Raw genomic sequence first — 25,190 nt, 5'->3', positions numbered from 1 at the left:
TTCATAGGCTTTTTCATACCCATTTTTAGTTTTAAATCACTGATATAATTAAAGTAGTTATTATGATAGCAGAAATAGACTCACTTACAACAGATATGTTAGCCGATAGCATACTCAAGTGGTCAGTGAAATCTAAGAATTAAATATAGGTTATAAAAGAGCAGATATTCTATGTTATATAGAGTGTCTGCTTTTTATTGGGGTAGATTCAGTATTAGATAAGGATTCATATAAAGACAGGATAAATTGTTCTATTTATCCCACCAATATTAAGTTAACAGTGCACTTATTCTATTCATATAGCTTGATTTTTCAAAGGTAATTTATTATTGATTAAGTCTTATAGATAACTCTAATATAAAAGGTAAATTTCAAAGTGTATTTAGAGGGTTAAGAAAATCAACTATAAGATATCGTTAATCACCAGTTTATTTGTAAGATGATTTATAAACATTGAATATCAATATAGGAGGAATTTGGTTCTAGTATTTAATGTAACTTTGCAAAAAGGATAATGGAGGAGAAATTATGAAGAGTAAACATTTAAAGAGGGCATTATCAAGTGCCTTAGCTGGAGTATTGATTGCATCCAGTATATTTACTGGAAGCATGACAGTAAAAGCAGTTGATACATCTGTTACAGATGGCTCAATATCAGTAGCAGGAATAGGTTCTACAGAAGCTGCACTAGGTTCATGGGTGACATTGATTGAGAGTCCTACAGTGTATAGGATTTACCCATGCGTAGTTCCAGATCCAGACTCATTAACTGATAATAATACTTTGGGGTATGACAATTTTTATCGCTTTAGAGATATCGCAGTTTATGAGGTTTCAGGTAGTAAAACAGATGCAGCAGAGAGTGCTTATTTCTTTACATCTTCGACATCACAAAGTGCTCAGACACTTGGTGAAACAGGTTTAATACTTGGAGAAAATGAAGGAAATAATTTTGAAGAGTTAGGTTTATCGTTAAATCTACCAACACAAGGTTTTTCGTTAAACAATCCATCATATACAGCATTTAGTGATAATCTTTCATCTCAAATTACTACAGATGAAAATGGAAATGTTCAGGATATTTTAGCAAATTATATTGCTACAGTAGATGCTCGTCAAGGCTCCTTATCTGACGAAGCAAAAGATGATTTGACTGATTTAAAGTCGATATCGGGATATGGCACAGATAACTATTCTCAGCGTGCGAAGAATGTTGGTCTTTGCATTGAGGTATGTTCAGTCGGTCTACAAGTAGATGGTGGACAGGGTTATTTATTTAGTTATGGAGATTTATTAGCAACAGATGTTCGTGGTGATGCATACGGGGTATATGATCCTTTAAATTCGGCAGAAAAACAAGGGAAATTACTTTCGTGGTCAGCAAGCTATAATTTAACTTCTGGTGCAAGCTACAGTGTTAATAGTGAATATAATGGTATGGCTGTTTTTCTGAGTTACAATTTAAAGTCACCAAAAGATATTTATAGCCAATCTGTGAATGGAACATTGATGTATACAGATGATGTGAAAGCAAATGTATCTACAAGTACTGAAAATAGCTTAGGTATTACGACATCTGCTTATGCTTCACAATCAAATAGCTTATCAGATTTAGGAAGTGATTCATATAAGGCAGTAGTCAATAATGCTTTAGCTTCAAATGAAGTGTCCTATGCAGAAAAGGCATTGTACAGTGCAGGAAACACCTATAATAATTCTTTAGTAGGTAGTGCAGGTAGTACAAAATCTAATAATGCATTAGGTATTAGTTCAAGTAGTGATATGAACTATGGATTAAATGGTTTTGGTAATTTAAATGACAGTGCGATTTCAAAGATTAATAATGGTCTTTATCTAATGGGGTATTCAACTGTAGCATTAAATATCGGTGAGGATGCTTTATCATTAGGAGATTTATATAGTGCAAAGGGCAGTCTACAAAAGGTATTATCAAATGCAAAAGCAAAGACTGTAGCAAGTACTGTTGATGGTGCTAATGCTTTCGGAAGTAGTTATCAGATTAAATTTTATGCTGATGATTCAAAGAACAGTGTTGTAAATGCTTATACTGATGCAATTACAAGTAATAGTTCTGGTTTGAGTTATACAAATGCATCTTTACAAGCAAGTCAAAAAGCGAGCTATTCTAATGGAAATGTAGATTCACAGGTTAATTCGAGTGACAGTGCAAATTTATTAGCAAATCTCCAAGCATCTACTTTATTGTCTGGTAGTGTAGAAGGTAATAAGGCTAATGATGTGTATACAGATGCAACTGGAACTATTTATGCGACACTCTCATACATGGTTAAGAAAACTTATGTAAGTAGTAACTTGACTCAGGTGACTATTGATCAGTCAATAAATGATAATGGCGACTTAAATGTCAATGTTAATGATGTCAAAGCTACACAAACTGCAGATTACTTAGTAGAAGCAAATAAAGAGTGGAATGTATCAGATAGTAATCAGGCATATGCAATCATATATAGAACAAGTGATTATAATATGAAAGATGCAAATTCTTTAGTAAGTCAGATGGTAAGTGGTTTGTCTGATAGTATTTTCGATGAAGAAGGAGCAAGTGTCTTAGCTTCAAGATTCCAAAAAGAAACTGGGGCAAATGTTCAAGGTTTCAAATACCTTGGAACTGGTGTCAATACTTCAGTAACTGTAGGAAGTACAACAAAAGAAGGTAGTGATGATTTAACAGGATTAAGTGTATTAGTCGTTTGTGCGAACAGGACAATCATAAATACAGCAGATAGCACAGATAGCCTTGCTAGTAATGAAATCAATTATGTGTATCCAAACTTACTTGGAGAAAAGTCAAATAAAAGTGGTATTACATCATTTACTAATTTGATCAGTGGAATTCAGTATCCAGAAACCGTTAAAGATAATAATAAAGGAGACTTAACCGATTATAAAGGAACTAATGCATTACATTATAGTCCATCTCAAGGATTATTTGGGGTATCGGCTCAGAGTCCAAAAGATTTCGATTCTGCTAGTTTTCCATCATACGCTTATAGTATCAGCAGAGGTTTATGGAATGACAATTTAGTCTTAAGTAACTATCGTGGAGTTACAGCAACTGATAATGGGGTTCAAGAATATGTGAAAAATACTCTTGGTATGAAGATTGGTATCAAAGGTATTCAGACGGGAGTATCAGCAGGAGAAAATGTCGATGCTACGTTATTGGCAAAGAAATTTGATCGTTATATTTTCTCAGGTAGTATGCTTAGAAAAATTACTGATAATAGTACTGAGTCAGTTTCAGTATACGACACATATAAGGTTACTCATTCATGTAATAAATATGATTCTTTAGATTTAGATACAGCAAGTAACAGTAATGATAAATCTGTAGCATTTAGTGTTACAACCTGCAAGTGGACAGACAATGTACTTTCATTTGTAACCCAAAGTGATAAGACACTTGCAATGTATGGCGAAGTCCCATACAAAATGTATTACCCAACATTTAGTTCAACTGGGATACTTGCTTCAGTAGCACCAACAGTGGTTTATGCAATGTCAGAAAAAGTAAGGAGCATGACACCATCAAGTATTCGAGGTTATTCTTTAAACTGTGATAGTGTAGCAGCAACAGGAAAAGCTGATTCAGAGACAACAGCAACAGGAACAGCTGCTAAAAAATTAAGTGATAAATTTGGTGGATTACAGATTGTATATGCAGGTGGTAGTATTCATGCTTCAGCAAAGGATAATATTGAAATTTCATTGATTTCTTATAGCCTAGATTTATCAAGTACAGAGGTAAATGGAAAGTCTCTGAAAGAGTCATTTGCAGCTGAAAATATAAATTATAAACCACAAGAAGAGCATGAAGCTTACGTGGATGCTTTTAAAAGTCAGTTGATTACTTCACCTTCAATGAAGGTCTATGAAAGTGATAATGTTACTGTTAGAAATAATAATCTGTACTATGTACTTACGTATGCTAACGAAACAAAGGTTATTAAAGATACAGTGTCTTCGTCAATTGCGTTAGAGTTTAAAAATGGGGTATTAACAGATGCTTCAAAGAATAACGCTGTTACAGATATTGCAAGTGCCTATGGAATATCTGAAGCTGAAGCTACTCAGATGTTTAACAATTCTGGTATTGAGCAACAAGTCAAAGATACATTTGAAGATTCCTTAGATAGTAATAATTCTTCAAAGAATAAATGGTACACTGAAGACAGTATTACTATAGTCCTTAATAAGTATGTGACAGTAGTACAAGGTGGAGATTTATTGGTAGATGATAAGATAGATATTACAGCAGGACCAAGTCAGAATATATATTCAGCAACGCATAATTTTGAAAATGGTTTTAAATCAGAGTGGTTTATATCATTATCATTACCAGAAGAATTTGTCATTGGTGATAAAAAGTATAACTTAGAAGGTAACAATATCATTATTAAAGATCAGCTTATCGTGGGCAGTGCATTTGTTATCAGCGATGCTACAACAGCAGATATGAAAAAGTAATTAATATAGTTAAAGAAAAAGGGTAAGTTAAATACTTACCTTTTTTTCTTGCCTTGGGTTATTGTGGTCTTTGCGCCCTTGCTTTAAAGCCTTGTACGGCTTGTTTCCTTATATATGGGACAAATACATGGACTGCTTAAAATACTTTTAAATAAATCTTGCATAGTTTTTGGACTAGAGTTATATTACGAACACAAACAAAAAGGAGGTACAATTATATGAAAGTATTGGACTTGTTAGAGGAAAAGGCACTATTGGGAAAACGTTATAACAGTATCTGTATGAACATAGAAATTATAGGTCGTGCACCAATTATCACTGACGAAAAGGCTAGAAAAAACTTTAAGCAGATGCAAGAGGATGTTAAACGATACACAGAAATTTGCGATAAGCTTGCTGAAGTAAATGCGAGGACTTTTATTGAGACAGATGGTAGAAGAATGTCAGTAGCGACAGCATTGGATTCTATTAGACTATCTGCTAATGATGGTATAATGACATATATGCCTGGTATACAGAACAGAGATGAAAAGGATTTGTATTTTGAAGTAAATAGTAGGATTAGTTACAACATTGATACTGCTAAGTGGAATGAAGATGACTTCAATGATGGAAAGCTTGTTGATCCTAATAATCTGATTCAAAAGGAAGATTGGTATAAGGACTTCGCCAAAGTATACACTACCAAGTTAACCTATGCAGTTCAGCGTTCAAATGCAATAACAGAAGTCTAAAACATTAGCTTGGATAAAGAACCCTGCAAGTCAGATATAAAAATCTGATTTGCAGGGTTCTTTTATTTTGCAAGTTAATATTAATAAGCTCAAGAACATTAGGTATACATAAGAATTAAGTCATTTCATATCACTAGATTTAAGAAGGAAATATTAAGTGATGAAAAATACATATCATATTTAATTTCGTTTTGTCAGTTCAATTGTGAAATGTAAATATCAAACTAAAAGTAAAAGTCAGACAGGTATTTATACCTTGATATATGCAGTTGTATATAGTCAGTGCTTTTAAATCAGATATTTTATTTGATATCTATAGAAAACGGAGGAGTTAATTATGGAATTTGTGCCTAGTATATCATTATTAGAAAATAAAGAGGATGTTATGAAGACCTTAAGATTATTCGCAGAGTATATGAAAGTAATTGATATTATGCAGATTAGTGAAAAGTATGTTAATAAAGATGGTAGAGAGTGCTTTGCGTATAATAACAAAGAATTTGTATGTGAGTTAATTAGTAAGGATGCTATGAAGCTGGCATCTTTTTATAATACTCATTTTAGTCAAAAGTATTTTCCAGAGTTGGTAATACAAAATAAGATGTTTTATTTAGGCTCATTTAATGATGACTATTATGAGAGTGAATATAAGTCAAAAGATTTTCATACCAATATGGGGTATTTCCAGAGTGAGCTGTTCACCATAAAAGATGGTAAACAGACAATTGAAGTATGTGAAAATGGTTTAATTTGTAGGGATTTAGAGTTTAATATTAATAAATATTTTAGCCTAGCAGAATTAGATGGTTTATTAAAAAGGGGATATTTCATTACTGGTATAAGTAAGAATGCCAGACAAGATATAACAGAGTGGATAGATGGTTTTAATGATAATATGGTATATGAAAATTTAAGAGTAGCATCTACAAGACAGAAGTTATTAAATAAATATTGCCGAGGTTATAGCTCACATTTAAGTGTAGATCATAAACATGATGTTTTTACAGTGGCGATGTGCTACAAAGAGCGCCTTTACAAAGGAAAGAGATGCGAAACAGAGATAGAAGCAGCATGCGAACGCTTTAGGTTAGAAACTGAATCAGTTCATGAAGACGATTGGAAGTATCTATTTAATATTAAAAATAGCCATTTAAATCAGAGATGGGAACTTGAAAAGTATATCAGGGGCGAAATAACTCAGCTAGGTTTACTAAGAAAGACTTTGGAAATGGTAGCACGTAATCCTTATTTAGTAATTAGATTTAACCTTAGTGATTTATGCAGAAGTATGTGTATAAATATTCAAAGCTTTATGGTTGATGAAAGAGGTTATATTGTAAATCATTATGGGGTTTCATATTCTGCTTTAGCTGATTTTTATGCCAGTGGGTTATTAACCGGAGAAGAGCTTTTCAATCAGTATGCAGTAAGAAGTTTGGAGGACTTGACCAATTACAAAGTCTATGTTGAACAAGATGCTTCAGATGAATAAAATAATGAGTTTAATATTGAGATAGATTATAGATGGTAGTTCCAAATACGTTTTGGGACTACCAAAATTTATGTTTGTTTGTATCAAATTGGTTTTGATAAATGCAAAATGGATTTTTGGAAGATTCCAATTGTATTAGTAAAACGAGTTGAAAGGTGGAGAGCTATATGAAGAATGAAGTTTTAAGATTATCAACAGCACAATTCGCAAAGGAGATTGGAGTGTCAGTTCAGTCTGTTTGTAATTTTGTAGAGCAGGGGAGATTAATCCCTTATGAGCAGACAGTTATTGGTGCTAAGTTATCTTCAAGTGGACAGGAAGTAAATAAAATGAGATATACATTTACTAAAGACCAAGTAGAGGATGCACGTTTCATTTCCAGAAAAGGTAAGGGAAATAATCATGTACTAGCTTTATGTATAGCAGATTCTGATGAAGAACTTGTAAAAGTACAGGATGAAGCAAAAGAGTTATTAGCAGGCAAAAATAGTTTGACTGAGGTTAGTAGCATCGGAGAGTTCTATCAAAATTCACTGGTAGAACATGTTGATAATTGGTTAAACAGTAAGGAGTATTTAAAGGGATTAGAAAAGTATATTGAAGGTGTTAGGGTTAAAGCAGAAAATGCTTTATCTATATCGTTAGAGTCTGAGTACTTAAGAGAAAAATCAATATACGATATAATAAAAAGAATTTGTTTTAATAGTCTGACGGCTAGTATGATATTAAGTAGTAGGGTAGATGGTAAAAATGCTGACCTGACTGATGAAGAAATCTCCCTAAATTATAAGATTTCAGATTTCTTAGAATGGTATGAAAATTCACTCTTACCTATTTATATGAAAAAGAATATTGTAAAAAATAGTGATATTATTGGTCTACCCAATAATAAGGTTTACGAGGATCAGATAGGTCTTCTTAAGTTGGCTATCAATAAATTAGACATACAGTATAATATTACTAAAAAGAAGACAGCTCGTGAGATGCGTAAGTTTTATGAAGATTATGCATATCCTGAAAAGTTAGGTGAATATAAGGTAGAGATAGGTCAGCTTGTTGTTGATACAGATGGTGGTAGAAGTATTAAAAGAGTAATCGGAAAAGAATATCTTAAGTTAAAGGCTAGCTATGAAAGGAATTACATTAATAGAAAGCAGAAGAGTGTTATTTCAGCAAAGACTGATGATAATAAAAAGATTGCTAAAATTTTTACTATCGAAAGTATATTGACAGATGATTTGGAAGGCTTTAAGAAAGTAATGATTCGTGTAGCTTGTCAGGAATTTGGTCAGACTTATATCTTTGGTGCAGATAAGTTAAATGCTCAGGCTAAGGTTGTACTTGATGCAGTATCTACTGCAGGCTTTCTCAAAGTTGAGTATCAATAATAGGGTTTAATTAAAAAAATATCAATTTGAATGAGGTGTTGTGATTAGATATCATAGCACCTTATTTTTGTGAGTTAAATTATAGTAAGTCAAGTCTTGTAGTCTTTGTTAAGTTTAAAGTGAGTCTTAACGGTGGTATTTTAAGCTATAGTTTAGAACACAGATTCAAAATGGGGTACTTGGTCAGGGCAGGTTTCATAGTTGTAATTGCTATAAATAACCGACTGACTTTCTTTAAGAATGACATGTTATATACAAAATAGACTTTTGGATTTATCAAATAGCGATTAAATGATTTAAAACACATTTTGAGATTGAGTAAGTAGTAATTGATATCCATCTACTGGATATGGTTATGTGCAAAGTTGCTTTAGGTAAGCAGTAAACGGATATTTGTTTGTATCAAATAGTGATTTGAGTTAATAAAGTGTGTTTTGTAATCTTTAAACTAGATATTGGTATATTGTAAATGTGTTTTGTAATCTTGTAAGTATCCTTTGGGTTTAATCAAATTATATTCGGAAAGTATCAAGCTGGTTTTGTATCCCATCAAATTGCTATTGGATGCTTGATGGCATTTCTGTAAAGAGATAGAAGGCAGCCAGTATTTAGAAGCAGATTGTAGCCATATTTTTCGATAATAATGCTTAAGCATTATTAAATACTTGTTGTAATATATAAAATAGCACTTTGCTTGTAAATGACATATAATCCTTGACTTCCTATTTACTTGCAGTAGGTATTTATCTATTAAGTAGATATAGGATCATGAGATAATTTATGAAGTAGCATATCGTTTCAAGCCTAAGAGGTGCTTAAATAATTCTGTAGTTCTAGTTTAGATAAGAGTATAAAATAAGTTCTTATCCAAATGGGGTATATAAGTTTACTGATTTTAAATTCATCCCAAAGGACTTTCTTCCAGAGTATCCATTGAGTTTGTACTTTATATGTGATATAAAAAGTAACTGGTCTTGCATACAGTCAAATAAATTGTAAAGATAATTTACGGATATATAAATAAATAGTTAGAAGTGTTTAATTGGATTTGCAGGTCTTATATGGGTGTGCAAAGATTTGTTTAATTAAGTATAACGAAAAATAAACAAAAAGTTTTCTTCTGTTTTATTTTTTCGTTTTTGCCCATGAAATGGCTCTAAATCGTGTTTCCTAAAAAATAGAGCTAAAAAAAAGTGTTTAAGAAAGGAGGTTGTTGTATGGCAAGTAATAGCGTGAGTTTCTTCTATAAGCTTAGTCAGGTTGAGTATGGTTTGCAAAGCGAGTATGACTTAGATGGGAAACCAATTAAGTACTTGCAATTACGAAGAGATGTCTTTAAATCAATTAAGGAGTTTGTAACTAGATGTAGTTGGACTAATAGTGTAAATACAAAGTTTATAGTAGGCAATAGAGATATTAGAAGTTCAAAGGCATTGGTGGAGGCATATGAAAGAAAATTTCCCAATAGTAAAGCTAAGTCAGCTGCTACATTTAGAGTTCAGAGAGCAAGCATTTCAAAGTTACTTTTTAATATGTTTGGTGAAAACTTTGATTATATTATCTTATTTGAAAGTCAGGAAAAGTTATTAGAAATGCAAACCAGAGTGGATATTGTTAAGAGTAGTAATAGAAATCATGACTTTCTAATCGATGGAGTCGGCTCAAAAATTAATTTATTATCTTGTAGTGAATCTGAGGATTTAATAGGTCTTGATGATTGTAAGAATGAATTAGATTTTCTTAGCAGTTATTCAAAAGATTATTTTGAGAGAGCTACTCAAAGCTTAGATATCAATAAATTGAAGTATCTATGCAGTGTATTAGAGATGGATTCAATTCTATATAATGATGGGGAACAGATTGTTAATCAACAAAAAATTGAGATACTTACAGCATTCCACAGCGCAACTAAGAGCAGCGTTGATTCTATGGTAAAAGTTTTTAGTAAGGATACAAAGATTCAGGAGATAGAACCAATCTTTGAAGATACAGAGATTAGCGAAGATGAACTATTTGATAATGCAAATTAAAGAAGGGTGGTAAAATATTATGACAGATTTGGAAGAGGTTGGTTTAAAGGAAAAACAGCGAGTACTAAGAGTTCCAAGCAAGGTAGTAGAATATGAAGACAATGAATTTAATAATCGTTTTCAGATGAAGACAAGTTTTTGGTTAATTAGCCAGTCTAAGACTAAAGATTACAATGCTATTGTTGATTTATATTCAAGGGTAACAGATAAATTTCTGTATGGGATCGACTATAATTTTGATGAAGAGACAACTTTGTTTATTGAGTCAGAAATGCCCTTTGCAGATGAAATAATTCTAGAATATGGTGAATTTGCTGAAAGCCTATTTAGTATTGTATTTAGAACTTCATGTATGATGTCTGGTCTGGATTATCAAGTTTAGTCTATAGTGTAAATGGAATATGTGTTATTGGGGATAGGTCAAAAGCCTATCCCTTTTACTATGGAAGAAACTCGTATAAAGTCTGGTTCTGTGTCCTGCACTGGTAATGGCTTGCAATTGGTTCTCAAAGTGCTTGAAATGAAACACATTGTATCAATAGTACTAACTAATTGCCTTGATGATTGGCTATAGTATCCGTTGAAGTAGCCCTTTTACTATGGTAATCTAACACACAAGTTCGTAAAGGTTTAAAAAAGTTCGTTTGCTCGATATTTGCCCACACAGGCTAATAAGGCTCTGGAGGGTAAATCCTTTGAGTGTGTATAGAAAAATCGAACACAAGCGGACATGCGCATCTGTATTTTCTGGTTATTGAAGAAACGGTAATTTCGTCTGAAGATATTGGTTCAGAAAAGCGTGAATTTACGGACATTGTAAATTGGTTGAAATTATGGTTCGTAAAAGTTTGATTTTGACATTACGGAAGTTTGCGAAGTTTCAATACGTTTACGGACTTTATAATTCAAAGATTTAACGAAAGGAGGAGATCTTCTATGGAATGTAAAGAGTTTGGTTATGCAAGAGTTTCTTCCAAAGGTCAACATGAAGATAGGCAATTAGAAGCTCTAAAGGAGTATGGTATCAATGGTCGAGATATTATAGTTGATAAAGAAAGTGGTAAGGACATCAATCGTTTGGGGTATCTCAGTTTGAAAAATAATATGTTACGAAGTGGTGATACCTTAGTTGTAAAAGAACTGGACAGATTATCAAGAAGTAAGGCTGACATTAAAAATGAACTTGAGTATTTTAAACAGAAAAGTATTAGAGTCAAAATTCTTGATATACCGACTACAATGGCTGATTATCCAAAAGGTCAAGAGTGGGTGCTTGAAATGGTCAATAATATATTGATTGAAGTTTTAGGTTCTATTGCTGAAGAAGAAAGAATTAAAATCATACGCAGACAGCGAGAAGGAATTGAAGCTGCCCATAAAAAAGGTATTGAATTTGGTAGACCTAATATTAAGAAACCTGAAAACTGGGATGAAGTTATGTGTAAAGTTCAATCAGGTGAGATGAAAATAGTTGATGCAATGAAAAAACTTGGGATTAAGAAAACAAGCTTTTACAAGTTAAAGAAAATGTATCTAGTGAAAGTAGCTGACTAGAAATAATTATACGAGGAGAAATCAAATGGAAATAAAACACATCGAAATTACAGAAGAAATGGTTCGTAGATATATGAAAAATGGAACGTTGACTGCTGAAGATTTTTGCGAGTATGCAGATGGTTTAGATAAAGGTATAGCAGAAGGAAAAATACTAGATGATACCGAAGGAGAAATATTAAGAGTAATCAGAGAGATACAAGCAGCAGGAGAATCTATTCCGTATGGTCTGCTATCTTATCAATGGTGGTTATGTGTTTGAAAATCAGTTAGTATAAATTAAACGAGGAGATTTATTATGGTGTATGATAAAAAATTGGTGCTACATATTCCACATTTTGCTTGGATAGATTTAAATTTGATTGAAGTTGATCATATCAGTTTCAAGGAAGATTTATACAAAGTATTTGAACAGATGGGAGTACTCTCTTGGTATAGTACAATGGTAAAAGGTGCTTACAAAGGCAGAGAGTATGAAGAAGAAAACTTAACAATTTATTGTGATAGTATTCTTGTAAATGATATTATTAGTGAGTTTATAGAAATAGTGCGTATGCATCATTATGAACTTAGGCAGGAGCTGTATGCATATGAGCTTGGTAATGAACTTGTAACTGTACAAATTGATTTATGAGAGGCTTAAGATGGAATGATATAATTAACTGCTTATTGAGGAGGTGTTAATATGATTTATATCACAGGAGATACACATGGTAGTTTTAAACGCTTTGCAAAAAGTAAGTTTGGTGGTCAGTTGACAGAAAAAGATACAGTAATCGTATGTGGTGATTTTGGATTGCTTTGGTCTGATGATAAAGAGTACCAATATTGGAGAGAGTTCTTTGGAACTAGAGATTACACAGTTCTTTGGGTAGCAGGCAATCATGAAAATTATAATATGCTTTATGAGTTTCCAGTTGAAGAATGGAATGGTGGAAAGGTAAGAAAGATAGTAGGCGATAAATGTATTCATCTTGAGCGTGGTCAAGTATTTAATATAGAAGGAAAGACTTTTTTTACTTTTGGAGGAGCACAAAGTCATGATATCCAAGGTGGAATACTTGAATTAGATGATCCATCATATGATATGTTACGTCATGAGGCAATGATGAAAAACTTACCATATCGTGTGTTAAATGAGAGTTGGTGGAAACAAGAGTTACCAACAGAAGAAGAAATGCAGGAAGGTTTGGATAACTTAGCAAAAGTGGGTTATAAGGTCGATTACGTTATCACTCACTGTACTTCAACAGAGACTCAGCATCGTCTTGAGGAATATTATGCTAAGACAAGTCTAACTTCTTATCTTTATAGTTATGACATTTTGACTGAGTACTTCAATAAGATCGAGATGCAGCTTGATTTTAAACACTGGTTTTTCGGACACTATCATGATAATATATCAGTAGATAATAGGCATCAATTGATATATGAATGCATGCTACCTTTGAGTTTCTTTGAAAATAAGTAATAGATAGTAGTAAATAAGTTGATATATTGTATTAAAACAAGCAGGTCTGATTTAGATAGACCTGCTTGTTTTAGTATAGGAAGAATTTATTTTATTAGCTCATTTGTTCGTTTCATTGTAAAAGAACTGATTGCATTAGGTAGTTTTTCAAATAACTCTTTCTTTGACTTGCATTCAATATAAAATAACTCTACCTCGTAATTATGAAAAGGTACTACTAACTGACTCGGAAACTCAGTTTTTGTTAGTCTACTCTTTACAATAGTTCTACATAAAGGTAAAGTTAAGTTTCGGTTTATTATAAAACTGTAAAATGCCATGTTTAGTCTCCTAGACAGAAGTTGTTAATAGTGTCCACCTGGATTACCTGTTGGACAATTCTGACTTAGTCCGTCTGGTAAATCTTGTACACAATCTGATGTGCAGTTGCTTGCACAGTTAGATGTGCAATTACTTGGAGTAACAGTGCAGTTAGATGTACAATTTGAAGTGCAATTTGAAGTACAATTGCTAGGTGTAACTGGAGTTGGTGTTGGTGTAGGAGTAGGTGCTTGTGGTACTACCTTTACTGCAGGTTGAGATTCACTAAAGTAATCGTTGATGCAATAACCTTCTGTTCCATCTGCTAGTCGTACCTTTACCCAGTTGGTATCCTTCACTGTTGCGATGACTATAACTGCGTCTCGATAATCATAACTTCCGATTTGATTTGCATTTAGATTATAATCATCACGTACTGGAAGCGTTGTTGAATTTACATACAATATCTTATCGCATAACATAAATATTGATATGACATTTATGCTGATTTTATTTTCAGAAGTATTATTATACTTATCGGTTGCAATAATTTTGACATTCTGTGTACCCTCTGTATCGAAAGTCGTTGATGTTGAACCATCTTCAAAGGTCAATGTTACATTGCTTGTATCTGATACACTTGTATCTATTGATTCGATCTTTAATGTTTCCCCTAAATTTAATGCTATTTCTGATATATTGACTGTAATAACTGGTGCAGTTGTGTCTACTACATTAACTGTAAATTCAAGTGTCTTATCTTTATATGTAACGATAGCTTCATAACTACCAACTGTTGTAGTGTCTACTTTTGACAAATCCAAGGTCGCATTTTTCAATATACTGTCAGATGCCTTTATGTAATCAGATATATTTGTGCTAAGATTATTACCTGATTCAACTTCTATAGTTTTACTAATGATTTCTATTTTCTGAGAATTGAAATAACCTGCAGTGCCTAATGTTCCTGCTAATAATACTACTGCTGTACCAGCTGCGATCTTCTTATTTCTATACATTTTTCTCCCCTTGATATATAAGCATTTCTGTTTTGATTATAAAGGTTGCACTGTTGTTTGTCAAAAAAATATGGTATTATTTGTAATATATAGCAACTTTATACTTGGAGGATAATACATGAATAAGTTCGGAATGAGTCCATGGATATTCACAACAAACAATTGTAATCTTCGATGTCCATATTGTTTCGAGAGGCATTACAATCAGAGTATGAGTCCAGAAGTTTGGGAAGCAACAAATAACCAGTTTCTAAGTTTATTTGAAAAAGGTAAAATAGACTGGCTTACATATCGTTTATCAGGTGGAGAACCATTCTTCAACTTTGATGAGTGGAAGGATTACCCACTGATAATGAAAGAAAAGCTCAAGGAAAAATTTAGATGCTCTATGATTACAAACTTAACGATATATAATGAAGAAATTCGTGATTGGATTCTAAGTAATAACATAGGCACTGCAGTATCGCTTGATGGAGTAATTAATTCAAAGATTGATATAAATGGGGTATCTACAGCAGGAAAAGTAATGGCTAGTATAGAAGATTTACGTAGACATAATCACCCAGTTAACATATTATCTGTAATGAGTGATACAAATTTACCGACTGGAGAGTTAGTTGATTTAGCACAATTTGCATCTAACTGGAACTTACCATGGAAAGTTGATTTTAATCATTTTGGTATCACTCAAGAGGACTCGGATATTATGTATGAAACAGTTGTGAAGATAGCAGAAAAACTTATCAGCAACAGTTACAACATGGGAATGTTTACATTCAATATGATGGACATTGGGGTAGCATGTTCAGGTGGTTGTGGTGCAGGCAAAACAGGAGTTGCAATTGACACAGACGGAAAAGTATATCCTTGTCAGACGGTAGCAGGTAAGGATGTCATTTGTAACATAACAGATGACATAGATTTATTAGATGTATTAAAGAGCCAGACTTCATACGATGTTGGTTTCAGGTACGAGTATCCAGAGGAGTGTAAGTCATGCAAAGCATTTTACCATTGTAGAGGCTCATGCCACTTAAATCACGATGTCAACCGAAACAAGGCTTCATGTGATTTACTCACTAAGGTCTATCAGTTATTTGTAGACAGACAATGTTTTCCAATGTAAAGATGATGTTAAAAAGCAGGTCTGAAATGACCTGTTTTTTGATTCAAAAATAAAAGAGTGAGAATCAATGAAAATTGTTAGGGTAGATTATGATTATGAGTATGATAACTTTATTACAAAAATCGCCCAAATAATTACAAATTTCGCCAAATCCAACAATTAATATTAAAGCTATTGTATATTTATATTAAAAAGGGTAGGTGTAAGATGAAATACTATTTATTTAAAGGGACAGACAAAAATACAGTTTTTATTATACCAACAATTGAGCTTTCAAGAGATCACTATTTTTTAACATTAAGTTTTATGATTTTTTATTTAGGAATAAGATGGGAAAAGTAAATTACAAATTAGTATTGAAATAATAGATTAATTAGGATAAAATAGAAAAGTTCTACTCCCCAGTAGGATTTTATACATGAGTCACTACTCCCCCCAAAAATTGTAGTGGCTCATTTTTGTGTTAATGAAAATAATTTAAAATTAATATGATAAATTATTACTAATATTTGTATTAATTTAACTTGATATAATCACTTAAAAGTAATAAACTTAGTTCATACAAGATGTTGGGGAATATATTGTAAGGGGGATGCTAAAATCAATTGATTTGAATATATACATTTTATTAGTTACAGATTCCCAAGTGGAGCTGTAGCTATTTTTATTTCAAAAGAACAGTGTGCAAAATTGAGTAATGATTTCTTTTGGTAGTTAGTAAAATATTTGTTTATTATAGTGGAGCCAATGATACAAATAATATCATGGTGTATCTAATACACGAGTAATGATAACTAATTAAAAATTAATGATACAACCAAAAACGATTTTGATTTTAAATTATTTATTATACTGATATAATATATTCAATTATATTATATAGTAAAACGAGAGGGAGAACGGATGAAGAAAATAATTTTATGGGTGTTGTCAGTATTTTTTGTTTTAATGTCAATTGGAGGATTTTTAAGTAATTTTATATCAGGTATTTTTATGCTATTAGTTGCAATAGGATGTAATCCTATATTTGTAAATAAGCTAGATAAATTAGGGATTAGACTTAAAAAGCGAATTTATATTCCAATTTTAATAGCCTTGTTTGTTTTTGGAGCAACGTTATCATCAAATAAAAATAGTTTAGAAAATAATAATGAAAATGCTCAAGCGTCTAATATAACAGAAAATGTTGAAAATATAGCATCTTCAGATGCAGAAGTAGAAAATAAAGTTGATGTTGCTGAATCACAGAATGATACACCAAAAGTAGTTCAGCCTAATATAGAAGCACAACAATCAATATTAACAAATAGTAATAATACAATTAATTACAATGGTAGCAATTATAAAATTATTGTTGTCGATGGTGGGAATCTTTCAGGAAATAGACAATCTAACGTTGCAGTAGACGTAGGATTTGGGGATAGAATTTATTGGGGATTAACAAACGAATATAGTCAACTTGTATATGTTATCGCTGATAAAGTCACCTTGCAAGATCCTAATACTGAAAAAGTGTTATCAAGTGGAAGATATTATGCTGATGAGGCAAAAGTTTCTGGAACAGAACGTTCCGATTTAGATGAAGGTCATGTGATAGCAGATTCATTAGGTGGGGTATCGAATGCTTATAATATTACTCCACAAGATAGTGTATTAAATAGATCTGGTAATCAAGCATATATGGAAAAAGTATTGCGTGACGCAGGTGGATGTACGGATTTTGTTGCAACTATAACTTATCCAGATACAGCTACTCAAATACCTTCACATTATCATTATGAATATATTTTAAAAGGAAATAAAGTAATCGATGATTTTGATAATATAAATCCTGATAAAGCAATTGTTACACCTACAGTAGCATCTACTATTGCTACTATACCTACATCTGCACCTATTAGTAATTCTTCGGGTGGAATTGCTACACCAGTAGATGAAAAAATAGAATTAAACAGAGTTGATACTAATAAAAATGGAAAAGTGACAATTGCTGAAGCTAAGGCTGCTGGATATGCGATGCCTATTTATTCAAAAGATTGGTTATATAAATATATGACAGATGCTGATGGAGACGGAGTAGTGGGAGAGTAAAGAAGAAAAGATTAGAGTTTGCAAAACATTTTGAAATTGGGAAAAGAGCATACAACCAAATTTTTGAGTGATTATTCAAAAATGATTATGATGAGAGTATCAATGATACATTAGATTGAAAGTAGAAATAAGCCTATACGAATTTTTAAAACTTATAATTGAAGTAAAAGTAAATTAAAATGTTAAGAAGATTGTAAAAATATAAAGGTGTAAAAAATGAAATATAAAAATAAAAGCTATGATACAGAAGAAAAATTGAATTTTTACAAAAAGAGCATATTAGAAATTAAATCATGTGAATATGATGATCATATTATTGAAATTTATAAAGATAAAGAATGTATTGGTAAAATAATTATTATTCAAGAATATCAAATAATATGAATTAACAATTTCTGATTAGTACTATAACTTTAATTTAGTAGTTTATCTGTATCTTTTAATTCACTAAACTAAAATAATGTACATAATCAAAACGATGTCGGTAGATTATGAAAATGAATATGATAATTATCAAAGATTCTTTTGGAGCATTTCTTGAAGCGTAAACGAAATGGTTTGTAATTCCATATCAGGTGTTTTGTTTTTAGATGAAGGCATACCAACTCCTGCTTTGATGTCAACTGTAAAAGATTCATTATAGGTTCTTGTGGTAGATTTATATTCTATATCGAATTTAACAGGTCTATCTATATATCTTTGTTCAAGTAAGCAAATTCGTGATTGTCCTGGTGCAATAGTACAATTTTTAAGTTTACCTAAAAAATCAATGCCCTTTGTGCAATAGCAATTAGTGAAGTCAAAATCATAATAAAATTTACTAATAGTTGCAGTACTAGTTCCAAAATTTTTTATTACCAAATATAGTGAAGGATTTCCTGTATCAATTGATTCACCGTATATGCTTAATACTGGTCTGGTTGATTCTTCAAGCATTTTTGAATTTTGGCGTAAGGTACGAATAGAAATAATTATAGCTATAATGCTAAAGGCTGTAGTTGTTATTATAGTACCCAATTGAATCTTGTCAGATATTGTCATATTTATGTTTTCTCCTTCAAATTTATTTGGAATATTAAGTATAATGGAAGTATATCACAAATTCTTAGATGAGTTTACTTGGATTAGAGTAGCATATAGGATGGGGAGGCGCAATAAGTTAATTGTTATCGAATAACAATAGAAAGATTCTTGAATTAAAATCTATTATCTGCTTAAGAGAAAGGGTGGTTAGCTGCTGAACTAACCGTTGTCTCAATTGATTGGGTTGTTACTTCGTTGATATTTGTCATATGAACCTCGATTTCTGCATTGAAATTAAATGCACAGGCACAAGTTAATAAAGTTATTATAAATCTTTTGACAGCTAACCAAACCCTTCTGAAGAGAGGCTTTTTAACCACTCTCTTAAACAGATAATAATGTATTATATCATAATAAAATTAGCAAAACAAATAAAAGTTAATACCACATTGACAACTGAATATGATAGTTGGATAATATATGTATATAAATTTTATACAAAATGAGAGGGGAACTATGAGTAAGGAAGAATTGTTAAAGATTGTTAAGGCAGTAACTGCTGAAGGAATGGAACATTTTGATCGTAATAAGACAGTAGGATATGGGTTAGCAAATAGAACTTTAATACCTTTTGCAACTTTAGAAAGCCATAGTCGAGTTGTTAGGAGTGAGGGAACAGATGAAGATCATGATGTAATGATATGCTTTGATGATAGAGGGTGGATACTATATGACTCAACTGTACAGGTAGGTGCAGGAGTGCAAAAAATTATAGAAGATAATACATATGAGTTAACACAAGAATCAGTTGTCAACAAGTATTATGAAATGAGTTTAATTGAAAGAATGCATTTTATTCATAAAGCTTATGATATTCTGTTTTCATCTAGTCACAGGTCTGATTTAAATTAATAAGAACATGTTGATTTTCAGCCAACTATTATATTAGGTAGTTGGTTTTTTTATTCACTAACATATTCTCTGCTTAATTTGCTGATAGTATTGATTTCGAGGCATAGGTTAATATTGAAGAAAAAGAATAATAATTAAAATGGGGTATCTAATAATGAGACAGGGATAGAGATAAAATCTATCTCTGTTTTTATTTGCGACAAAATAGGTGAGAAGTATTGATTGCGTATCAGATGAAGCATATCTACTAAGAAGAAGGTTGATTTTTCGTGAGTAGTAGCTACTTCCAATCGAGGTGTTTCAGAGTTAACATCACAAGGATATGTTACAGCGTATGCATCTAAGGTGTAACAAAATCAAGTCAGTTTAACACAATTTCTAAGGTGAAAGCTTAGGCTATGTATGTCCAACATAAAAATTTATTTGTTGGAGGTAAATTCATGGCTGATATTCAAAAAGAAGTTGAAGATTTAGCAGGAGCATTAGTTCTAGTTGAGGTAGCTTATAGTAAAGGCATTATTAATCAGGCAACTTATGAGGCAGTGATGAACAAATTTCGTAGAGGGGAGACTGAATGTAATGATAACAATAACTAAAGAAAATTTATATATAGCAGACATAAAAGTAGCAGTTTACGGTCGAGTTTCTACTGATAAGGAAGAACAGCAGATTTCGTTTGCGTATCAGGCAGATGATTTGAAGAAGATAGTCGATGAGCATGATAATTGGAAATTTTACAAGGGTTATTTTGATGAAGGTGTTACTGGTACTTTGGCAATAAAGAGGGATGCTTTTCAGACTATGATAGCAGATGCAAAGAAAGACAAATTTGATATGATTGTAATGAGAGATGTATCAAGATTTGCTAGATACACAAAAGAGTTTTTAGAATATCTCGAAGAGATACACAAAAATGGAGTAGTTGTGTATTTTACATCTTACCATTTTCTTAGTAATGACCCAATGGCTAAAATGACACTTCCGATTTTAGCAGTAGTAGCCGAGCAAGAATCCGAAAATAAATCGATATATACCAATAAAGCACATAAGCAAAGACAGGAAAAGCAGTTTCCATTTGGCTCAGATAATCATTTTGGCTATGATTTAATTAAAACAGAAAAAGGGTATCCAAATAAATATAGAAGAAACGAGGAAGAAGCAAAGATTGTTGAAGAGATATATGACATGTCTTTAAATAAAGATTTAGGATGTAGACTTATAGCAAAAGAACTTATGCGATTGGGATATAGAACCAAAACTGGCAACTTAAACTGGTACACTTCTACAGTGTATGGACTTTTAATTAATAAATCATTTTGTGGATATTTAGCATATAATAAATCCCACAAAGATGGTATTCATAGTGAGAGATGTAAAAATAAGAACAAAAATGAACATCTATATGTTAAGAGTGAAAATATGGACACTATTATAGATGAAGATACTTTTAACAAGGTTCAACAGAAATTGCATAGTAAGGCTAAAATATCTAGCCACCCACAATTAGATAAGAACGGAAACCCTTTAAAAGATAAAAATGGTAATAAGATAATGAAGTCTTTAGGATATAAACCTATTATAGATGTATATGCTAAAAAACTTCAATGCCAGTGTGGGAGTTCATTTAAGAAAAATTATATTCGTAGACCAGATGCAAAGGGTAATCGAGCAATTGGTTATACTTGTAATAATTATGACAGCTCATTAGTGAGATTAACTGATGATGGAGAAATAAAGGAAAAATGTAATTTGACTACATTTGATAAAGTGAAACTTGATATGAGTGCATTAAAGATCTTCGATATAATATGGATAGATAGGCGGAAATCAGTGCAGTTAGCCTATAATATGATTATAGACTGCTATAGAACAGAGATGACAAAAAAGGTACATAAAAATCCAGAAAATTTAGAAAAAGATATTATTAATTTAAATATAAAAAAAGAAAATACATTAGATATGTTCTTTTCAGGTAAGCTAACAGACGAGAATTTTCAAAATATTTTAGTTAGAATCGACAAGAAAATTATGGCATTAAAAGAAGAATTAACAAATATACAAGACGATTTTGAAGAGCTATCCTCGTTTGATGAAAAAGACGAAAAAAAGAAAATAATAGATTTTCTCAATATGACTATTGAAGCCAGTATAAATGTTTATGGTTATAAAGAGATCGATCAAGGCTTTGTAGATAGTTTTGTAAGTAAAATAGTAGCTTATGAAGATGGTAGCTTCGATTGGTATATTAATCTGAAGGGTCAATGCAATAAACAAAGTGAATATAAAAACAAATTTGCCAAGAATTATAAGAACCGTTATTTAATTGATGATGAAGCAATACCTATTGCTGATTTTACAATTAACTATGAAGATGCATGCAAATTTGTAAACACATATGGTAGAAAAAGTTTTCAGAAACCTGCATGGAAAGACATTAAAGTAAAAATCTTAGCTACATATTAATACTCCGATAAGTGACCAAACTTTATAGTTTGGTCTTCGTTTTGCCTATCGTTTGATTCTCCGTTGTACCGCGCTATGAATACGGGGCATGATGGGAGTTTATCAACAGGTCATAGTAATAGTCCCAAAGATATGCTCTCCCGTTTAGAGACTATGGTACTTATGGGAATGGACATGCCGGTAACTGCGATAAGGGCGCAGATCGCATCTGCAATTGATATCATTGTTCATTTGGGAAGACTTAGAGATAAGACTAGGAGAGTACTTGAAATAGTGGAAGTACTTGAATACAAAGATGGTACAATCGGAATGAACGTTTTGTATCGGTTCATAGAGTATGGTGAAGACGAGAATAAAAAAATCATAGGGGAACTGGTTAAATGCGGAGATGGACTTGTTAATACGTACAAATTGCAAGGGGCGGGAATCAAAGAGGAGTCAATTTGAAAAATGATAAGTATATGAAAGATAAATTTATTCGCATAAAAGAAATGAATATAAAACACATGTATATAGAAGATATATATAAGAAATATAAAATATCCAAGACCCAATATTTAATGTCACTATTGAAAGGTGTGTTAATTATTTTGATAATATCATATTTGTTTTATGAAAATCTGTTATATGCGATCATATTAATGCCCTATGTACATATTTATATTAAAAATTCGGCGCAGGAGATTCAAAGAAAGAGAAAACAGGGGTTATTAAATCAATTTAAGGATGGCATGCTTGCAGTTTCTTTTTCTCTAAATGTAGGTTACTCGGTAGAAAATTCATTTAAAGAAGCGCTGGGAGAGTTGATTTTGTTATATGGGGATAAAAGCGATATTGTTATCCAGTTTCAAAATATAAATCATAGAATTGATATGAATGAAAACATTGAAGACGTATTAGATGATTTTGCAAGAAAAAGTGAAATTGAAGATATCCTGTATTTTGCTGAAGTGTTTCGATATGCAAAGCGAAGCGGAGGGGATTTGATAACCATTATTAGAAATACAGCAAATACGATTAGCGAAAAAATTGACGCAAAAAACGAAATTGAAACAGTAATTAGTGGCAAGCAGATGGAACAGAAAATAATGAGTATTGTGCCATTTGGAATTATTTTATATTTGAAGCTCTCATCACCAGAATTTATTGAAGGACTTTATGGAAATGTAGTAGGAATAGTGGTGATGACAGTGTGCTTAGTATTATATATATTATCATATTGGTTAGCTCAAAGAATAGTAAGAATTGAGGTATAAAGGTGCTGATAGTAAGCTTAATCATATTAATATTCGTAATTACTGGGCTTATATTTACAAAAAATTATAAGCGAGAAGAAATTGAAACACTGAATAAAAAGCAAAATTCATTTGTTTTGGTGTATTCGCTTTCATTTAAAATATTGGATAAGTTTATAATAATGGATAAGTTAAAAAGTACTGATAAGTTAAAAAGCACTGATAAGTTAAAAAGTATTGAGAAGCTTAAAAGTACAAATAATAAGAAAAGTGACGAATATTTAAATAATGCGAAAAAGATATCAATTGTAATATTCATGTTAAGTATAACTAGCTTTCTGTGTGTTTTGTTGACATTTGCCGATTCGAAAGGAAGTGTTATTAACGATAATGCTGTAAACCGCCCTGCGAATGTGGAAAACTCCGAAAATATAGATATGAATGTGTATAAAGTTGGAGAGGAGACTCCCTATGAAGTTGAATTTAACGTAGAAGCCAGACAGTATAACGCGGAAGAAATTAAACAAAACTTTGTGTTGGCATATGAATATGTGTTGGAAAATATGTTAAAAGAAAATGAATCGCTAGAAAACGTTACAAGTGATTTGAACCTTTCGACGGTTATCTCCCAATATGCAATTAATGTTGATTGGTATTCAAGCGATTATAATATTGTAGATTATGATGGCACTGTATACAATTCTGATTTTGAAACGAATAATGTAGATTGTATTCCAATTCAGCTTACTGCAAATTTAAGTTATCGGGATCAAACTTGTGAATATCCAATTGATATTAAAGTATTTCCACCATACTTAACGGAGGAAGAACATTTTATTAGAGCAATAAAAAAAGCTATTGCACAAGCATCAGGTAATAGTATATATGAGGATAAAATTAATCTGCCAACCGTTGTAAATGGTGTTCAACTAGAATATAAAGAGTCAAGTAAGGATGATACCGCAGGTATAATCGTAGTACTAGGAATCGTAATGACAATCGTTCTTTTAGCGGGGATTGAAGGACAAAACAAGAAAGAAAAAAAGAATAGGGATATGCAATTGAAATATGATTATTCAGAAGTTGTATCAAAACTTACGTTGCTTGCTGGAGCCGGAATGACAATTTCTAGAGCATGGGAAAAAATATCTTTGGATTACAAAAAACAACGAGAAAATAATGAGTCTAAGATGCATTATTCATATGAGGAAATGCTAATAGCATATTACCAAATGAAGTCAGGAATGGCTGAGGGAAAAGCTTATGCTGAGTTTGGAAAACGCTGCAATATAAAAGAGTATTTAAAATTAGGAGCCCTATTGCAACAGAATTTAAAAAAAGGAACAAAAGGCCTTACACAAATGCTTGAAAATGAGTCATTAGAGGCATTTGAAGAGCGCAAGAATATTGCTAAGCGATTAGGTGAAGAGGCGGGGACAAAGTTATTGGCACCAATGGCAATTATGTTAGTCATTGTTATGATTATTGTGATAGTCCCTGCGATGTTATCATTTAGCATGTAGTGAATTATATCTAGTAAATGTATTTAAGAAAATGTATTTAAGAAAATGTATTTAGTAAAAAAATAGCATGAAATGGAGGGAAAACATGAAAAACTTCAAGAATTTTATAGTTGAGGATGATGGAATGGGAGTAGTTGAAATAATATTGATTATAATTGTATTAATCGGGCTTGTAATAATATTTAAAAAACAATTAGTAAGTTTAGTAAATACAATCATGTCAAAAATGACAAGTCAAGCAAATCAGATTTAAGTCAAGCAATTCGATTTAAGGAAAAGCAATACAAAGCAATTCAAAGCAATATAAAGCAATTCAAAGC

Annotated in this window: 23 protein-coding genes and 1 pseudogene; 21 read left to right on the top strand and 3 right to left on the bottom strand. The window is 31.7% G+C overall.

The genetic code is table 11. The features are described from left to right. Window positions 1-528 precede the first annotated feature (528 nt). From BMY18_RS15995 to BMY18_RS15950, 11 genes are all read left to right on the top strand, one after another. On the top strand, window positions 529-4,509 hold the full coding sequence (locus BMY18_RS15995) for an autotransporter outer membrane beta-barrel domain-containing protein (RefSeq protein WP_092455885.1): 3,981 nt from the start codon (window positions 529-531) through the stop codon (window positions 4,507-4,509). Window positions 4,510-4,727: 218 nt separating this feature from the next. Continuing rightward, the gene (locus BMY18_RS15990; RefSeq protein WP_092455883.1) at window positions 4,728-5,243 is read left to right on the top strand and encodes a hypothetical protein; all 516 of its coding nucleotides are present in this window, start codon (window positions 4,728-4,730) and stop codon (window positions 5,241-5,243) included. A gap of 337 nt (window positions 5,244-5,580) precedes the next feature. Beyond that, window positions 5,581-6,735, top strand: a complete 1,155-nt coding sequence (locus BMY18_RS15985; RefSeq protein ID WP_092455881.1) for a hypothetical protein — start codon at window positions 5,581-5,583, stop codon at window positions 6,733-6,735. A gap of 167 nt (window positions 6,736-6,902) precedes the next feature. Further along, on the top strand, window positions 6,903-8,123 hold the full coding sequence (locus tag BMY18_RS15980) for a helix-turn-helix domain-containing protein (protein ID WP_092455879.1): 1,221 nt from the start codon (window positions 6,903-6,905) through the stop codon (window positions 8,121-8,123). A gap of 1,217 nt (window positions 8,124-9,340) precedes the next feature. Then, window positions 9,341-10,153, top strand: a complete 813-nt coding sequence (locus BMY18_RS15975) for a hypothetical protein (RefSeq protein ID WP_092455876.1) — start codon at window positions 9,341-9,343, stop codon at window positions 10,151-10,153. A 19-nt stretch (window positions 10,154-10,172) separates the two neighbouring features. Next, window positions 10,173-10,535, top strand: coding sequence for a hypothetical protein (locus tag BMY18_RS15970; RefSeq protein WP_092455874.1), 363 nt, complete (start codon window positions 10,173-10,175; stop codon window positions 10,533-10,535). A gap of 317 nt (window positions 10,536-10,852) precedes the next feature. Then, complete coding sequence (locus BMY18_RS21155; RefSeq protein ID WP_170841442.1) at window positions 10,853-11,005, top strand: hypothetical protein; 153 nt, start codon at window positions 10,853-10,855, stop codon at window positions 11,003-11,005. Between the two features lie 84 nt (window positions 11,006-11,089). Next, window positions 11,090-11,707: a recombinase family protein gene (locus BMY18_RS15965; protein WP_092455872.1), complete on the top strand. Its 618-nt coding sequence runs from the start codon at window positions 11,090-11,092 to the stop codon at window positions 11,705-11,707. Window positions 11,708-11,732: 25 nt separating this feature from the next. Further along, window positions 11,733-11,969: a hypothetical protein gene (locus BMY18_RS15960; protein ID WP_092455870.1), complete on the top strand. Its 237-nt coding sequence runs from the start codon at window positions 11,733-11,735 to the stop codon at window positions 11,967-11,969. 36 nt (window positions 11,970-12,005) lie between these two features. Beyond that, the gene (locus BMY18_RS15955; RefSeq protein ID WP_092455868.1) at window positions 12,006-12,341 is read left to right on the top strand and encodes a hypothetical protein; all 336 of its coding nucleotides are present in this window, start codon (window positions 12,006-12,008) and stop codon (window positions 12,339-12,341) included. Between the two features lie 51 nt (window positions 12,342-12,392). Next, window positions 12,393-13,178, top strand: a complete 786-nt coding sequence (locus BMY18_RS15950) for a metallophosphoesterase family protein (RefSeq protein ID WP_092455866.1) — start codon at window positions 12,393-12,395, stop codon at window positions 13,176-13,178. Window positions 13,179-13,264: 86 nt separating this feature from the next. On the opposite strand, the gene BMY18_RS15945 is transcribed toward BMY18_RS15950, so the two are convergent. Further along, window positions 13,265-13,498 carry a hypothetical protein gene (locus BMY18_RS15945; protein ID WP_092455864.1) on the bottom strand — a complete coding sequence of 78 codons (234 nt, stop codon included), beginning with the start codon at window positions 13,496-13,498 and terminating at the stop codon, window positions 13,265-13,267. A 24-nt stretch (window positions 13,499-13,522) separates the two neighbouring features. Continuing rightward, window positions 13,523-14,497: an SH3 domain-containing protein gene (locus BMY18_RS15940; RefSeq protein WP_092455862.1), complete on the bottom strand. Its 975-nt coding sequence runs from the start codon at window positions 14,495-14,497 to the stop codon at window positions 13,523-13,525. 118 nt (window positions 14,498-14,615) lie between these two features. Between BMY18_RS15940 and BMY18_RS15935 the strand changes: the two genes are divergently transcribed. From BMY18_RS15935 to BMY18_RS21150, 3 genes are all read left to right on the top strand, one after another. Then, a complete protein-coding gene (locus tag BMY18_RS15935) occupies window positions 14,616-15,623 on the top strand; it encodes a radical SAM/SPASM domain-containing protein (RefSeq protein WP_092455860.1) in 1,008 nt (335 codons plus the stop codon). 903 nt (window positions 15,624-16,526) lie between these two features. Further along, window positions 16,527-17,714 (top strand): DNA/RNA non-specific endonuclease, encoded by a 1,188-nt coding sequence (locus BMY18_RS15930; RefSeq protein WP_242941061.1) that lies wholly within the window; start codon window positions 16,527-16,529, stop codon window positions 17,712-17,714. Window positions 17,715-17,930: 216 nt separating this feature from the next. Next, window positions 17,931-18,098 (top strand): hypothetical protein, encoded by a 168-nt coding sequence (locus BMY18_RS21150; protein ID WP_170841441.1) that lies wholly within the window; start codon window positions 17,931-17,933, stop codon window positions 18,096-18,098. Between the two features lie 129 nt (window positions 18,099-18,227). On the opposite strand, the gene BMY18_RS15925 is transcribed toward BMY18_RS21150, so the two are convergent. After that, window positions 18,228-18,755, bottom strand: coding sequence for a hypothetical protein (locus tag BMY18_RS15925; protein WP_092455858.1), 528 nt, complete (start codon window positions 18,753-18,755; stop codon window positions 18,228-18,230). A gap of 498 nt (window positions 18,756-19,253) precedes the next feature. Here BMY18_RS15925 and BMY18_RS15920 point away from each other — a divergent pair, with 498 nt between their 5' ends. The 7 genes and pseudogenes from BMY18_RS15920 (at window position 19,254) to BMY18_RS15895 (ending at window position 25,123) form a co-directional block, all read left to right on the top strand. Beyond that, window positions 19,254-19,649, top strand: coding sequence for a hypothetical protein (locus BMY18_RS15920; protein ID WP_092455856.1), 396 nt, complete (start codon window positions 19,254-19,256; stop codon window positions 19,647-19,649). A 440-nt stretch (window positions 19,650-20,089) separates the two neighbouring features. Beyond that, window positions 20,090-20,245: a hypothetical protein gene (locus tag BMY18_RS21145; RefSeq protein ID WP_170841440.1), complete on the top strand. Its 156-nt coding sequence runs from the start codon at window positions 20,090-20,092 to the stop codon at window positions 20,243-20,245. After that, window positions 20,229-22,112: a recombinase family protein gene (locus BMY18_RS15915; RefSeq protein ID WP_092455854.1), complete on the top strand. Its 1,884-nt coding sequence runs from the start codon at window positions 20,229-20,231 to the stop codon at window positions 22,110-22,112. The genes BMY18_RS21145 and BMY18_RS15915 overlap by 17 nt, the downstream gene beginning before the upstream one ends. Before the next feature lie 63 nt (window positions 22,113-22,175). Beyond that, a pseudogene (locus BMY18_RS15910) lies at window positions 22,176-22,559 on the top strand (ATPase, T2SS/T4P/T4SS family); the annotation flags it as partial. Then, the gene (locus BMY18_RS15905; protein ID WP_242941060.1) at window positions 22,556-23,368 is read left to right on the top strand and encodes a type II secretion system F family protein; all 813 of its coding nucleotides are present in this window, start codon (window positions 22,556-22,558) and stop codon (window positions 23,366-23,368) included. The pseudogene BMY18_RS15910 and the gene BMY18_RS15905, both read left to right, overlap by 4 nt. Before the next feature lie 2 nt (window positions 23,369-23,370). Beyond that, the gene (locus tag BMY18_RS15900; protein ID WP_092455849.1) at window positions 23,371-24,870 is read left to right on the top strand and encodes an immunoglobulin-like domain-containing protein; all 1,500 of its coding nucleotides are present in this window, start codon (window positions 23,371-23,373) and stop codon (window positions 24,868-24,870) included. A gap of 85 nt (window positions 24,871-24,955) precedes the next feature. Continuing rightward, window positions 24,956-25,123, top strand: coding sequence for a Flp1 family type IVb pilin (locus tag BMY18_RS15895; protein ID WP_092455847.1), 168 nt, complete (start codon window positions 24,956-24,958; stop codon window positions 25,121-25,123). Window positions 25,124-25,190: the final 67 nt, after the last annotated feature.

Origin of the sequence: [Clostridium] fimetarium, from assembly GCF_900111235.1 — a bacterium.
Lineage (GTDB): Bacteria > Bacillota > Clostridia > Lachnospirales > Lachnospiraceae > Clostridium_N > Clostridium_N fimetarium.
Note: the sequence above shows the minus strand (reverse complement) of the source record. Positions and strands in the feature narration are given on the sequence as shown.

Excerpts from the sequence above, each read along its gene's own strand:
- BMY18_RS15995 (WP_092455885.1), top strand. The coding sequence starts at position 529 with ATGAAGAGTAAACATTTAAAGAGGGCATTATCAAGTGCCTTAGCTGGA.
- BMY18_RS15990 (WP_092455883.1), top strand. The coding sequence starts at position 4,728 with ATGAAAGTATTGGACTTGTTAGAGGAAAAGGCACTATTGGGAAAACGT.
- BMY18_RS15985 (WP_092455881.1), top strand. The coding sequence starts at position 5,581 with ATGGAATTTGTGCCTAGTATATCATTATTAGAAAATAAAGAGGATGTT.
- BMY18_RS15980 (WP_092455879.1), top strand. The coding sequence starts at position 6,903 with ATGAAGAATGAAGTTTTAAGATTATCAACAGCACAATTCGCAAAGGAG.
- BMY18_RS15975 (WP_092455876.1), top strand. The coding sequence starts at position 9,341 with ATGGCAAGTAATAGCGTGAGTTTCTTCTATAAGCTTAGTCAGGTTGAG.
- BMY18_RS15970 (WP_092455874.1), top strand. The coding sequence starts at position 10,173 with ATGACAGATTTGGAAGAGGTTGGTTTAAAGGAAAAACAGCGAGTACTA.
- BMY18_RS15965 (WP_092455872.1), top strand. The coding sequence starts at position 11,090 with ATGGAATGTAAAGAGTTTGGTTATGCAAGAGTTTCTTCCAAAGGTCAA.
- BMY18_RS15960 (WP_092455870.1), top strand. The coding sequence starts at position 11,733 with ATGGAAATAAAACACATCGAAATTACAGAAGAAATGGTTCGTAGATAT.
- BMY18_RS15955 (WP_092455868.1), top strand. The coding sequence starts at position 12,006 with ATGGTGTATGATAAAAAATTGGTGCTACATATTCCACATTTTGCTTGG.
- BMY18_RS15950 (WP_092455866.1), top strand. The coding sequence starts at position 12,393 with ATGATTTATATCACAGGAGATACACATGGTAGTTTTAAACGCTTTGCA.
- BMY18_RS15945 (WP_092455864.1), bottom strand. The coding sequence starts at position 13,498 with ATGGCATTTTACAGTTTTATAATAAACCGAAACTTAACTTTACCTTTA.
- BMY18_RS15940 (WP_092455862.1), bottom strand. The coding sequence starts at position 14,497 with ATGTATAGAAATAAGAAGATCGCAGCTGGTACAGCAGTAGTATTATTA.
- BMY18_RS15935 (WP_092455860.1), top strand. The coding sequence starts at position 14,616 with ATGAATAAGTTCGGAATGAGTCCATGGATATTCACAACAAACAATTGT.
- BMY18_RS15930 (WP_242941061.1), top strand. The coding sequence starts at position 16,527 with ATGAAGAAAATAATTTTATGGGTGTTGTCAGTATTTTTTGTTTTAATG.
- BMY18_RS21150 (WP_170841441.1), top strand. The coding sequence starts at position 17,931 with ATGAAATATAAAAATAAAAGCTATGATACAGAAGAAAAATTGAATTTT.
- BMY18_RS15925 (WP_092455858.1), bottom strand. The coding sequence starts at position 18,755 with ATGACAATATCTGACAAGATTCAATTGGGTACTATAATAACAACTACA.
- BMY18_RS15920 (WP_092455856.1), top strand. The coding sequence starts at position 19,254 with ATGAGTAAGGAAGAATTGTTAAAGATTGTTAAGGCAGTAACTGCTGAA.
- BMY18_RS21145 (WP_170841440.1), top strand. The coding sequence starts at position 20,090 with ATGGCTGATATTCAAAAAGAAGTTGAAGATTTAGCAGGAGCATTAGTT.
- BMY18_RS15915 (WP_092455854.1), top strand. The coding sequence starts at position 20,229 with ATGATAACAATAACTAAAGAAAATTTATATATAGCAGACATAAAAGTA.
- BMY18_RS15895 (WP_092455847.1), top strand. The coding sequence starts at position 24,956 with ATGAAAAACTTCAAGAATTTTATAGTTGAGGATGATGGAATGGGAGTA.